The organism is Brevibacterium sp. NPDC056726 (assembly GCF_042790515.1).
Taxonomy (GTDB): Bacteria; Actinomycetota; Actinomycetes; order Actinomycetales; family Brevibacteriaceae; genus Brevibacterium; species Brevibacterium sanguinis.
Map to the genome: position 1 here is coordinate 208,159 of NZ_JBHTYZ010000006.1, position 12,957 is coordinate 221,115.

Annotated in this window: 11 protein-coding genes; 3 read left to right on the forward strand and 8 right to left on the reverse strand. The window is 69.1% G+C overall.

Annotated features, from left to right (window positions below; genetic code table 11):
* Nucleotides 1-99 precede the first annotated feature (99 nt).
* Nucleotides 100-1,962 (reverse strand): amidohydrolase, encoded by a 1,863-nt coding sequence (locus ACFQ91_RS13965; protein ID WP_198500373.1) that lies wholly within the window; start codon nt 1,960-1,962, stop codon nt 100-102.
* Nucleotides 1,963-1,984: 22 nt separating this feature from the next.
* Here ACFQ91_RS13965 and ACFQ91_RS13970 point away from each other — a divergent pair, with 22 nt between their 5' ends.
* Entirely contained in the window at nt 1,985-2,872 is an 888-nt protein-coding gene (locus tag ACFQ91_RS13970) for a CPBP family intramembrane glutamic endopeptidase (RefSeq protein ID WP_211978295.1), read from the forward strand.
* 60 nt (nt 2,873-2,932) lie between these two features.
* Entirely contained in the window at nt 2,933-3,430 is a 498-nt protein-coding gene (locus tag ACFQ91_RS13975) for a hypothetical protein (protein WP_211978296.1), read from the forward strand.
* 63 nt (nt 3,431-3,493) lie between these two features.
* Here the strand turns inward: ACFQ91_RS13975 and ACFQ91_RS13980 are convergent, their stop codons facing one another.
* From ACFQ91_RS13980 to ACFQ91_RS14005, 6 genes are all read right to left on the reverse strand, one after another.
* Nucleotides 3,494-4,249, reverse strand: a complete 756-nt coding sequence (locus ACFQ91_RS13980; protein ID WP_211978297.1) for an ABC transporter ATP-binding protein — start codon at nt 4,247-4,249, stop codon at nt 3,494-3,496.
* Nucleotides 4,246-5,337, reverse strand: coding sequence for an iron chelate uptake ABC transporter family permease subunit (locus ACFQ91_RS13985; RefSeq protein ID WP_211978298.1), 1,092 nt, complete (start codon nt 5,335-5,337; stop codon nt 4,246-4,248). The genes ACFQ91_RS13980 and ACFQ91_RS13985 overlap by 4 nt, the downstream gene beginning before the upstream one ends.
* Nucleotide 5,338: 1 nt before the next feature.
* Entirely contained in the window at nt 5,339-6,427 is a 1,089-nt protein-coding gene (locus ACFQ91_RS13990) for an ABC transporter permease (protein WP_249120935.1), read from the reverse strand.
* Between the two features lie 37 nt (nt 6,428-6,464).
* A complete protein-coding gene (locus tag ACFQ91_RS13995) occupies nt 6,465-7,454 on the reverse strand; it encodes a siderophore ABC transporter substrate-binding protein (protein ID WP_211978299.1) in 990 nt (329 codons plus the stop codon).
* Nucleotides 7,455-7,606: 152 nt separating this feature from the next.
* Nucleotides 7,607-8,611, reverse strand: coding sequence for an inositol monophosphatase family protein (locus tag ACFQ91_RS14000; protein ID WP_211978300.1), 1,005 nt, complete (start codon nt 8,609-8,611; stop codon nt 7,607-7,609).
* A 376-nt stretch (nt 8,612-8,987) separates the two neighbouring features.
* The gene (locus tag ACFQ91_RS14005; protein WP_140955364.1) at nt 8,988-9,203 is read right to left on the reverse strand and encodes a hypothetical protein; all 216 of its coding nucleotides are present in this window, start codon (nt 9,201-9,203) and stop codon (nt 8,988-8,990) included.
* Nucleotides 9,204-9,535: 332 nt separating this feature from the next.
* Here ACFQ91_RS14005 and ACFQ91_RS14010 point away from each other — a divergent pair, with 332 nt between their 5' ends.
* Entirely contained in the window at nt 9,536-12,478 is a 2,943-nt protein-coding gene (locus tag ACFQ91_RS14010; RefSeq protein ID WP_376871161.1) for an FAD-binding and (Fe-S)-binding domain-containing protein, read from the forward strand.
* Nucleotides 12,479-12,543: 65 nt separating this feature from the next.
* Here ACFQ91_RS14010 and ACFQ91_RS14015 read toward each other — a convergent pair whose 3' ends face one another.
* Nucleotides 12,544-12,933 (reverse strand): universal stress protein, encoded by a 390-nt coding sequence (locus ACFQ91_RS14015; RefSeq protein ID WP_140955366.1) that lies wholly within the window; start codon nt 12,931-12,933, stop codon nt 12,544-12,546.
* Between the last annotated feature and the right edge of the window lie 24 nt (nt 12,934-12,957).

Sequence of the window (12,957 nt, forward strand, 5' to 3'; positions counted from 1 at the left end):
GTCGGCCAGAAGTGCAAATGCGCTCGACCAGTCGAGTGGCAATTTCACTTTTGGCCGACATGAGCCGGCGTGGCGACGCGCCTCCCGAGCCAGCGCGCCTCACGCGGAGTGCTTGACCTCGCCGCCGACGACGGTGAGGGTGACACGGGTGTCGCGGATCGCCTCGGCGTGGGCGAAGAGCGCGGCCTCCGAGACATAGCCGAGCAGACCGACGGGACCGGCCGGCGCCTCGGCGTCGATGAGGCCGTCGGCGACATACGGATCGGTGTCGACGGCGATGAAGTCGGCATCCATGCCCGGTGCCAGCCGTCCCCGCCGCTCGCCCAGGCCGGCGGCGACCGCAGGTGCCCGGGTGTGCAGTCGCAGCGCTTCGACGGCCGACATCCGCCGCTCGGGCTGGAACGTCGTCGTCGGATCGCCGGCGATGTCGGCCCGCGTCATCGCCGCGTAGATCGCCGCGAACGGATTCGCATGCTCGACCGGCCCGTCGGAGCCGAAGATCACCGCGGCATCGGCCCGCACGAGATCCGGCCACGCATACGCGGCAAGCTGCGCGGACTCGTCGATGAGGTGGAGGAGGTGGAGGTCGGAGATGCAGTGGCGCGGCTGCATCGACGCGGTGACGTCGAGGGCGGCGAACCGCGCGACATCAGCCGGCTGGATGAACTGCGCGTGCTCGACCCGGTGCCGCAGGCGCCTGCCCAGACGCGCCTCGACTGAGAGCGTGATCGGCCGCAGCCGCTCGAAAACGCCGAGCACATGATGGTTCGCCTGATCGCCGATCGCATGGATCGCCACGGAGATCCCCGCCTCCGTCGCGATCCGCGCCTGCTCGAAGAGCTCGTCCTCGCTCATCTGCGCGATGCCGTAGTTGAGGTGGGTCTCGGCCACCGGCGCCGCCGTCCCCGCACCGGTTGACGCGACGGCCGAATCGGCTGCCGCCTCCCGCGCCTCGGCGCCGTGGACGCCCACCCCGGCCGGCTCCGGTGCCGGAAACGGTGAGGACATGTGGCTCGTGTGCGAGCCGAGCGCCCCGTCGGCGAAGAGTTTGAGCCCGCCGTGCTGCAGCCAGTCGTCCCCGCCGCCGGTCTGCCACCCGGTCTCGATCGCCCACGGCACCTCGGGCCCGCGGAGGAACTTCGTCACCCGGATGTCCTGCCGGCCGGCCTCGCGCAGATCGTTCCACCCCAGCGTCGAGGCGATGCCGTCGAAGTCGTGGATCCCGGTGAGCCCGAGGGAGAGGAAGAGCCGCTGCGTCCGGTCGAGCATCTCGACCTGCTCCTCCCGGGAGACCTCCGGGATGAAGCGAATGAGCAGATCCGCAGCGTCCTCCCTGATGAGACCCGTGGCGATGCCCTCGGCGTCACGGACGATCTCACCTCCGGACGGATCGGGGGTCGCCTCGTCGATGCCGGCGATCTCGAGCGCGTGCCCGTTCGCCCACACCGTGTGGAGGTCGATCGACCACATCGCCACCGGGTGGTCGGGCACCTCGGCGTCGAGCAGCGCGCGGTCGGGATACCGCGGGTCCGCCCAGCGGTTGAGGTCCCAGCCGGAGCCGACCACCCAGGTGCCCACCGGCAGGGTCTGCGCGCGCTCGCGGATGGCTGCGACCGCCTCGGTGAGCGATGTCGTCCCCGACAGATCGAGGTCGACGAGCGAGGCCGCATACGCGACGGAGTGCATGTGCGCATCGACGAGGCCGGGGAGGATGACCCGTCCCCCGCAGTCGATCTCCTCGACCCCCGCAGCGGCCCCCGCCGAGGCGGTCGCCCCGCCATCGTCCGAGGTCAGCACCCCTGTCGCCGCCTCGGCTCCGGCGGTCGCGAGGGCGAGCAGCTCGTCCCGCGTCCCGATCGCGACGATCGTTCCCCCGTCGACGAGGATCGCGTCCGCCGGTGCGGTCGGAGTCGGCGCGGGAGGGTCGAGAGTGCGCACGACGGCGTGGGAGAACAGACGCATGCGCTCAGTCTATGATGGGCCGATGACCGCCCCTCCCCTCCCCATCCCCGCGGCCGCCTCCGACGCTCGACTCCCCCGCCGCGTGCTCGGCGTCACCGAGATCCTCATCATCGCCGCCGTGCTATCCGTCTTCGGCTTCGCGTTCAACGCGATCGGCCTCATCCCGTTCCTCGCCGCCGGGGTCATCGACCCGCTGCCGTGGTCGCTCACCGACGCCTCCGCCCGCGCCATCGGCTATCTCGTCGGCGTGCTCGGCACCGTCGCCGTCATCGCGATCTACCTGCGGGCGCGTCTGGGGGTCGGGCTCGCGTCGATCGGTCTGAGCCGACCGCGCTGGGGCGCCTTCGCCACCGGCCTCCTCCTCGGGGCGGCGATCAGCGGACTCGGCACCGCGATCGCCTGGTCGAGCGACCTCGTCCGGCCCACCCAGCCGGCGGAGATGCCCGGCGGCGCCGCACTCGTCCTCGTCGCACTGCTCTACCTGCTCACCTACGTCCTCCAGGGCGCCGGCGAGGAGATCGTCTCCCGCGGCTTCCTCCTGCGCGGCACGGCGTGGTGGATCGGACTGTGGCCCGCCGTCGCCGTCCAGGCGCTCCTCTTCGTCGCCCTCCACCTCGGCAATCCGACGATGACCCCGCTCTATGCGCTCTTCGTCATCGTCTTCGCGCTCTTCGCCGCCCTCCTCGTCATCATCCAGGGACACCTGTGGGGTGTGATCGGCGTGCACGGCGGCTACAACGTCGTCTTCTTCGCCGTCGGCCAGCGCGGCCTCGGCCTCCGCGACGTCGCCGATCCCGACAACCTCTCGTTCCCCGATCTCGCGTCGACCCCGTTCTTCGCGCTCGGCGCGTTGGTCCTCGGCGTCATCCTCTGGCGGCGCCGAGGCGGTTCGCCGACCGCTGCGAACTGACCGCCGTCGACCTGTGAGACACAAGCCGACCGGTTTTCTACGCGGAGTAGAATCCTGGGCATGGTCAATGTTCTCGGTCCCCAAGATTCGCGACTGTCCGCGGGTGCGCGCGTCGTGCTGCCGGCCGTGTGGCTCGGCCTCATCATCGGCATCTCGCTCATCGAGGCGCCGCTGAAGTTCCAGGCGCCGGGCATCACGATCCCGCTCGGGCTCGGCATCGGCCGCCTCGTCTTCACGGCGATGAACTGGGTGGAGATCGTCATCGCCGCGGTCCTGCTCTGGGCGATCCTCAAAGACGGTGTCGGCACCGCGTTCCGGGCGCTCACCTGCACCGTCATCGGCGTCCTCATCGTCAAGGTCGCGGCCATCAGACCGCTGCTCAACGAGCGCACCGATGCCGTCCTCGCCGGTGTCGACGACGGCGGGTCGGGACTCCATCTCGCCTACATCGCGGCCGACGGACTCCTCATCGTCGGGCTCATCGCCCTCGTCATCCTCGCCGTGCGGACCTCGATCCCCGCCCCCGCCGAGGCGACCGCTCCGACCGCGAACCGCTGACGGAGACGCGCGAAAGCCCGAGAACAACGGCCCCGCTGAGGGCGGCGCTAAGGGCAGTCCCCCTCAGAAGTAAACGGCAAGCGGCCCCCGCGGACCGTCGACGACCTCGACGGGAGTGTCGAAGACGCGGCTGAGCACCTCGGTGGTCATGATCTCCTCCGGCGTTCCGAACTCGACGACCGCGCCGTTCTTCACCGCGCAGATGTGGTCGGCATAGTGGCCGGCGAAGTTGATGTCGTGGATGACGATGACGATCGTGCGCCCCATCTCCGTGGCCGCCCGGCGCAGGTGCTGCATCATCTGCACCGAGTGCTTCATGTCGAGGTTGTTGAGCGGTTCGTCGAGGAGGACGTAGTCGGTGTCCTGGGCGAGCACCATCGCGACGTAAGCGCGCTGCCGCTGGCCGCCGGAGAGCTCGTCGATGAACCGGTCCTCGAGCTCGCCGAGCTCGAGGAAGTCGATCGCCCGGGACACGATCTCCTCGTCGGCGACGGTGAGCCGGCCCTTCGAGTACGGGAAGCGGCCGAAGCCGACGAGCTGGCGGATCGTCAGCCGGGTGATGAAGTGGTTCTCCTGGCGCAGGATCGAGACGATCTTCGCAAGATCCTTCGACTTCGTCGCCGCGACGTCGAACCCGGCGACCTCGATGGCTCCGGCATCGAGGCCGAGGAGGCGCCCGATCATCGTCAGCAGCGTCGACTTCCCCGCCCCGTTCGGGCCGACGAGGGCGGTCACCCCGCCGGCGGGGATCTGCAGGTCGACGGGGCCGATCTGCGTGGCTTCGCTGTAGTTCTTGGCAACGCCGGACAGTGTGATCACAGTCGACCCTTCCGCATGATGACGAAGAGGAACACGCCTCCGCCGATGACTTCGATGATGATGGACACGACACCCTCGGCGTAGAAGATGTTCTTGAGGATGAAGTACGCGCCGCCGAGGATGACGAACCCGAGAAGGGCGGCCATCGGCAGGACGTACCGGTGGTCGTAGGTGTCGGAGAGCTGGTAGGCGAGCATCGCGACGAGGAACCCGAGGAAGATCATCGGCCCGATCATCGACACGGACACGGCCATGAGGATCGAGACGAAGAAGAGGATCGTGATGGTCTCGCGGGAATGGCTGAGCCCGAGGTTGCCGGTCACGGACTTCCCGAGGGCGAGGACGTTGAGGCGCGAGGAGCGGAGGTAGATCGCCGCGCACGCGACCAGGCACAGCGGGATCGCGACGGGCAGGTACGAGGCGTCGGAGTTCGCGATCGACCCGAAGAGGCGGGCGGAGAGGACGTCGAATTCGCTCGGCGTCAGGGTCCGCTGCATGAACGTCGCCACCGATCCCAGCCCGCCGCCGATGACGACGCCGACGAGGAGCATGACCTCGACGTTCGCGTACCTCCCCGACAGCAGCCAGCCGTAGAGGGCGAGCGAGAGCCCGACCATGACGACGAGCTGGACGGTGAAGGGCACGAGGCCGCGGAGTTCGACGATGGCGGTGACCCCGAAGAAGTACATCGCCGAGGTCTGGATCGCGACGTAGAGCGACTCGAATCCCATGATCGAGGGCGTGATGATCCGGTTGTTCGTCACCGTCTGGAAGGCGACGGTGGCGAAGGCCTGGCAGAGGGCGACGATGATGAGGACGACGAGGCTGCGCCCCCGCAGGCCCGCGATGAGCCAGAATCCCTCGTCGGTGATCGGCAGCGGGTTGTCCCACGCGAGGAGCCCGAAGGCGATCGCGATCGCGGCGACGGCGAGGACTGCGATGATCGTCCAGTACCGGCGCCGGGCCCGTGGGGTCGTCAGCGCACCGGAGTGCCGGGGTGTCGTCCTGGGCGCCGAGGCGGGGCCCGGGACCGTTTCCGCGCTGAGCCGGGGACGGGGGTCGGGGGCGTTCATGCTCGTGTCTCTCATTTCAGCCGCGCCTCCTCTGACGCAGGAGGAGGGCGATGAAGACGGCCGCGCCGACGATGCCGAGGATGAGTGAGACCGGGACCTCGAACGGGGCGATGATGACCCGGCCGATGAGGTCGCAGACGGTGACGATCGCGATGCCGAGCAGGCACACCCACGGCAGGTTCGAGCGCAGATCGTCGCCGCGGACCATCGAGACGACGTTGGGGACGATGAGGCCGAGGAACGGCAGGTAGCCGACGACGACGGTGACGACGCCGGTGGCGATCGCGACGAGGATCGTGCCGATGAGGATGACCTGGTTGTACTTGAGTCCGATGCTCGTCGAGATGTCCTTGCCGAGGCCCGCGACGGTGAAGCGGTCGGCGGTGATGAAGACGGCGACGACGACGACGGCGACGATCCAGAGGACTTCGTACTGGCCGCGGAGGATCGAGGTGAAGCTGCCGGCGAACCAGATGCCGAGGCTCTGGAGCATGTCGGTGCGCACCGCGATGAACGTCGAGACCGCCCCGACGACCGCCCCGAGCATGATCCCGACGATCGGGACGATGAGGGAGGACTTGAGCGAGACGCGGCGGAGGAAGAGGAAGAAGACGATCGTGCCGATGAATGCGGCGAGGATCGCGCCGATCATCCGCTGCACGATCGTCGCGTCGGGGTAGATGATGACGGTGAGCATGAGGCCGAGGCCCGCCCACTCGGTCGTGCCGGTCGTCGTCGGTTCGACGAAGCGGTTCTGCGTGAGCAGCTGCATGACGAGTCCGCACATCGCCATCGCCGCGCCCGCGAGGATGAGCGCGATCGTGCGCGGCACCCGGGTGATCTGGAACATCTCCGCACCGTCGGCGGCGCCGAAGATGTCGTAGACCCCGGTGAGCAGGGAGGCGGCGATGAGCCCGAGCACCCCGATCGTCGCGAGCACGAGCTTCCAGCTCAGCAGCCGGTTCCCGCCCGCGGTGCCGGTGGACCCGGCTGATCGGATGGGGCGTGGACCGGCGACGGCGGCGACCGCCTCGGCGGGGGAATCCCCATTTGCCGAGGCGGTCGCCGTCACCCGTGACCGGGACGTGTTCTCTGGTGTCGTCATCCTGCCGTTTCCCGTTGTGCCGCGGCGGCCTGCCGGTTTACTTCGCCGCTTCGAGCTTGTCGGCGAAGGAGTTGAAGAACTCGGTGTAGGTCTGGATGCCCTCGTTGAGGTAGGTGTCCTGCGGGAAGTAGACGATCTTGTCGTCCTTGATCGCCGGCACGTCCTTGAGCGCCTCGGACTTCTCGAGCACCTCGGCCGCCGGGGCCGAGCCCTTCTCGCGCTCGTCGGGAGCGAAGGAGGCGTCGCGGTCGAGGACGAGCATGAGGTCGGGCTGCGACTGGGCGATCGCCTCGACGGAGACGTCGTCGCCCTTGTCGACATCGCTGCCGTCTTCGACCTCGAGGGCCGGTTCGAGATCGAGGATGTCGAAGACCGGGCCGACGGTGCGTCCCACGCCGGGTGCGGAGTAGCCGATCTCGCCGGCGGTGGTGATGAGGCCCATGGCCTTGTCGCTGCCGTTGTACGCGGCCTTCGCGCGCTCGATCGAGGCGTCGAAGTCCTCGACGAGCTTGGCTGCTTCGTCCTGCTTGCCGAAGACCTCGCCGAGGGTCGTCGTCTGGCGGCGCAGCTCCTCGTCGAAGGACTGGTCGTCACGCGGATCGAGTTCGAGGACGACGGCCTCGGGAGCGAGCTTCTGCAGGTCGTCGTGGTACTGGGCGAAGCGCTGCCCGTTGACGATGAGGTCGGGCTTCGCGGCAGCGACCTGCTCGAGGTCGGGTTCGCGGTGGTTGCCGAGGTTCTTGATGGTCTCGTCCGTCGTGTACGAGAGGCCTTCGGGCATGAGGCTGACGGCGGCGCCGCTGAGCTCGACGCCCCACGAGTCGAGGGTCTCGAACGTGCGGTTGTCCGTGGCCACGACGGAGGTCGGCGGGGTCGTCACGGTCTGCGTGCCGTTGTTGTCCTCGACCTCGACGGTGCCGGCACCCGAGGTGCTCTGCTCGCTGGATTCGGCGCTGGCAGCGCAACCGGACAGGGCCAGGGCCAGGGCGCCGACAGCGGCACCGAGGCGGAGGCGGGTCGAGATCATCGTGTTCTACTTCCTTCAGGGGACAGCGTGCGTGGTCAGATGTGAACCATCTGCGCATTAGCTTAGCCTAAGCTTCAAGAAATAGACGACGTCGATATTGCGTTATTCAGGTCACAGTTTCCCGCGCGGGGATCCTCAGACTCCGGCAGGGTTCAGACCACGGCGAGGAGGCGGTCGAGCTCGGCGGGCGAATCCGCGGCAGCGGTCGCGCCGCGACTGCCTCCCCGGCGCACAGCAGCGCCGGACTCCTCGGCGATGAGCGCTCCCCCGGCGTAGTCGTAGATCCCGAGTCCGCGCTCGGCGTAGCTCGTCACCTTGCCTTCGGCGACCATGCAGAGGTCGATCGCCGCAGATCCGCACCGGCGGATGTCGTTGTAGCCGGAGAGGAGTTCGGGCAGCTTCGCCAGCTGGGCCGCCCGCCCCTCCTCCGTGTAGGCGAATCCCGTCGCGAGCAGTCTCCCGCTCAAGCCCGCAGGCTCACCGGTCAGACGGGTCGCCGGAATCACGGCAGCGGAGTCGCCGGGCTCCGGGAGCCGATCGACGAGGCGGCCGTCGACGCGGTAGGCACCGTGTCCGCGGCCGGCCAGCCAGGTCGCCCCGAGTCCCGGGGACGCCACCAGCCCGATCAGCCAGCCCTCGTCCTCGCTTCCGGGCACAGCGGCCTCAGGGTCAGTGCCCTCAAAGTTCGCGTCGGCACCGCGGCGCACGCCGACGGAGAACGCGAAGTGCTCGATGCCGCGCACGAAGTTGACCGTGCCGTCAATGGGGTCGACGTGCCACTCGAGCTGCTGATCGCCATCGAGGTCGGCCGCGACGAGCGCGCCGGCTCCGGGGTCGAAGAAGCTCAGCCGCCCGAGCAGGACGCGGCCGAAGAAGTCGACAGGGCCGATCGCCTCGGCGCCCTCTTCGCCGATCATCAGGTCACCCGGGCGCACGGCGCGCAGATATCCGCGCACGAGCGCTTCGATCTGGGCATCCGCGGCCGTGACGAGATCGTTCGGAGACGATTTCGTGTCGACGACCGAGGCATCGAGGTCGGCGCCGAGGACGGCACGCCACTGGGACATCTGCTCCCAGGCGATGACGGAGAGATCTGCCGCGATGCGGACGAGCGGGTGATCGGAGAGGCTGCGCGGCAGCGAACCGGATGCTGTCATGCGGCCACCTTAACGCGCGGTCGCACGCGCATGCCGGGCCGCCCGAGCCCGCCGAATGTCACACGATCATCACAATCGGAAATTCTCGGACGCGCGGAATCTCCGCGACGCTATCGTTCACCTGACATGGATCGAACGCTCAGCTTCCGTCCACTCAAAGTCCAGCGGAATGGGTTAGTTTAACGCCGAGAATTAATCCTGCTTTACCGTGTAAATATCAATTCGGAAAACTCGGAGAGATTATTCCGGGACAATACATGGGAACTGTCGATTTCCGCATCCCGCGGTGCCGCCTCCGCGCCGCACCGGGCGCCGGAGAGCGCGCGCGAGCGCAGGGTCGCCGACGGCGGCCCCGCGCTTCACGCGTTCACATGACTCACTCGGCAGCGACGGCCGATGTCTCAGCGGCCGGGACCGAGGCACCGGAGCCAGCCGCTCCGGCCTGCGATCCGGCCTTCTCACCAGAGTTCTCTGCGCGTTTGACGCGACCATGACGCCGCACGATCTCCTGCACCGCCTGAGACGAGGTGCCGGCGGCCTCGGCGATGGCGCCGAAGGTCGCTCCCTCCTCGCGAGCGCGGAGGATCGACATGACGTAATTCGTGTTGATCTTGGTCCGCTGTCGGGAAATTCTCCTCACAGCCGCAACCAGGGCTGTCTGATCTACTGTTAATTCACGAGCGCGACGTGACATTGTTCTTTCCTTGCCTGCACATGTGGCCCACCGCCACAGGAAAATGTCCTTCCATTAAATACCACGACGCCTATGCGACGCCAATTTTTCCCGAATACTGGAAGCGGGGGAGCTTATGCTCCACCGAATAGTTACAAAACGGTAACGGAGTGCAATTGCACCTTATGGCAACGCTATTTGCCCATTCGGTGCACTCGATCGCCTGCGCTGACGGTGGCAGAATGCACACCATGACGACTTCGGAGCGCCCGCTCACCGGGCAGTCTGCCGCTCTTCCCGCCGTCGCGGACATCGTCGCCGAACTCGCCCGGGCCGGTCTCGAGGTCACGGCGGATCCCGCCGACCGGGCCGCCTACTCCTCCGACGCCTCGCTCTTCCGTCTCGTGCCGGCGGCCATCGTCTTCCCGCGGGGTGCCGACGACGTCGCGGCGGTCCTCGCGGTGTCCCGCCGCCTCGGCGTGCCCGTGACGAGTCGGGGTGCGGGCACGTCGATCGCCGGCAATGCGATCGGCACCGGGATCGTCCTCGACTTCTCCCGCTATATGACCGCGGTCCTCGACCTCGATCCGGCCGCGCAGACGGCCTGGGTCGAGCCCGGCTGCGTCCACGCCACCCTGCAGGCGGCAGCCCGGGTCCACGGTCTGCGCTTCGGACCCGACCCCTCGACGCACACGCGCTGCACGATCGGCGGCATGATCGGCAACAACGCGTGTGGCCCGCGCGCGCTCGGCTACGGCCGGACCGGCGCGAACCTCCTGGCGCTCACCGTCATGCTCGTCGACGGCACGATCGTCGACCTCGACGAGACGAACCCGGAAGCGCTCTTCCCGCGCCTCCACGCGCTCGTCGCCGACCGCCTCGGCGTCATCCGCACCCATCTCGGCACGTTCTCCCGGCAGGTCTCCGGCTACGGACTCGAGGCCCTGCTGCCGGAGAACGGCTTCGACGTCCGTCGCGCCTTCGCCGGCTCCGAGGGCACGTGGGGCATCGTGCTCGCGGCGAAGATGCAGCTCGTCAGGGAACCGGCCCACACCGCAGCGGTCGTCCTCGGGTACCCGGACATGGTCGCCGCCGCCCATGACGCGCCGCTGCTGAGCGACTTCCCCGTCACCGCGTGCGAAGGGCTCGATTCGCGGATGCTCGATCGCGTCGTCGCGGCCAAGGGCGCCGAGGCGGTTCCCGCGCTGCCGGACGGCGCGGGCTGGCTCGTCGTCGAACTCACCGGCGACGACGAGGCCGTGCTCGCCGGTCAGACGCAGCGGCTCATCGCCGAGGCGCGTGCCGGCGATGCCGCAGTCCTCGATGCCGAGGCCGCTGCCGAGGTGTGGGCGATCCGCGCCGACGGGGCCGGACTCGTCTCCCGCACCCCCGACGGACGGGACGCCCATGCGGGGTGGGAGGATTCCGCGGTCCCGGTCGAGCACCTCGGCGACTATCTCCGGGATCTCATGGATCTGCTCGACGAGCACGGTCTGTGGGGCATCCCCTACGGGCACTTCGGGGACGGGTGCCTGCACATGCGCGTCGACTTCCCGCTCGAGGCGGCCGGCGGGACGACGGTGATGCGGGACTTCCTCGTCGCCGCGACGCGGCTCGTCGCCCGCTACGGCGGGTCGGTCTCCGGCGAGCACGGCGACGGACGGGCCCGGTCGGAGCTGCTGCCGCTCCTCTACCCGCCCGAGGTCATCGACCTCTTCCGCGCGGTCAAGGAGCTCTTCGACCCGCGGCATCTCCTCGGCCCCGGCGTCATCGTCGATCCCGATCCGCTCGACGCAGCGATCCGGCTGACCCGGCTGCCCGAGCGCGAGCGGCTCCCCGGTGAGCTCGCGTTCGCCTATCCCGGGGACGCCGACGGCTTCGCCTCAGCCGTCCACCGGTGCACCGGGGTGGGCAAATGCCGCGCGGATTCCGCCGCGACCGGTGGGACCATGTGCCCGTCGTTCCAGGCCACACGGGATGAGAAGCATTCGACGCGGGGCCGGGCACGGGTGCTCCAGGAGATGGTCTCCGGCGATCTGCTCGCCACCGCGTGGGACTCCCCCGCCGTCGCCGAGGCGCTCGACCTGTGCCTGTCGTGCAAGGCGTGCGGCAGCGAATGCCCGACCGGCACGGACATGGCGACGTACAAGGCCGAGGTCCTCCACCAGTCCTACCGGGGACGGCTGCGGCCGCGCTCGCATTACTCGCTCGGGTTCCTCCCGCAGCTGGCGCGGGCCGTGACCCCGCTCGCGTCCCTGGTCAACCGGGTGGCGCGGCTGCCCGGGATCGGCACGGTGGGCAAGCGGCTGGCCGGGATCGACGCCCGCCGGACGATTCCCGTGTTCGCGTCGACGACATTCCGGTCGTGGTGGTCCTCCCTCGCCGAGGCGGGGGCGGGCAGATCCCGTGCGGGCGCCGCGGCCCGTGCGGACCGCCTCGGCGAGGTCGTCCTCTTCGCGGACACATGGTCGAATCACTTCTCCCCGCGGATCCTCGGTGCGGCCGTCGCGGTCCTCGAGCACGCCGGCGTCACGGTCCGGGTCGTCGAGCAGACGGTGTGCTGCGGTCTGCCGCTCATCTCCACCGGTCAGCTCGATGTCGCGCGGACGAACCTCGGTGAGACCATCGCGGCCCTCGATGCGACGGGCGACGTTCCCATCGTCGGGGTCGAGCCCTCGTGTCTGGCCACGCTGAAAGACGATGCGCAGAAACTCCTCGGCGGGGAGGCCGCCGCCCGGGTCGGATCGCGCGTGCAGACGCTCGCGCAGTTCCTCCTCTCCGTCGGAGCCGAACTGCCGGATCTGCGCGGGGTGAGTGCGACCGTGCAGCCGCACTGCCACCAGTCCGCGGTGCTCGGCACCGCCGCCGATCGCGAGCTGCTCTCCCGCGCGGGAGCCGACGCGACGTTCCTCGGCGGGTGCTGCGGGCTGGCCGGGAACTTCGGGGTCGAGGAGGGCCATTACGAGACCTCGGTCGCCGTCGCCGAGGTGGCCCTCCTCCCGGCGCTGCGCGACGCAGGCGACGGCGGAGCAGAAGGCGGAGGCGACCGACGCGGGTCCTCCGGCGAGCTGGGCGTCGTCCTCGCCGACGGCTATTCGTGCCGCACGCAGATCGCCGATCTCAGCGACGCTCAGGGCGTCTCACTCGCCGAACTCCTCGCGTGGGGTCACGGCCTCGACACACCCCGCCCGTGAGCTGTGCCTCCGGGGACAGTCGGGCTCAGGCCTTCGCGGTGAGACTCAGGCCTTTGCGGTGAGACTCAGGCCTTCGCGGTGAGGACGGGGACTTCGGCTTCGAGGAGGATGCGCTGAGCCTGTGAGCCGAGGATGAACTTCCCGATCGCCGAGCGCTTCCGCAGCCCGATGACGATGAGCTGGGCGTCATGCTCGGCGGCGAGGTCGTTGAGGGTGCCCGGCACGTCGTCCTCGTGGTCGGGCTGGAGGACGCTGACGGCGACACCAGACTCCTCGCCGAGGGCGACGATGCGATCGATGTCGTCCTGGTCGATCTCGGTGGGAGCGCCGCTGGCTCCGCGTCGCTGGGAGTTGACGACGACCGCGCTCGAGGAGCGCAGTGCCGCCTCCGCGAATCCCGCACGCAGTGCCGCTTCGCCCTCCGGGGCAGGAAGATAGCCGATGAGTATCGTCATGGGTTCAAGTATATGGATGACCGC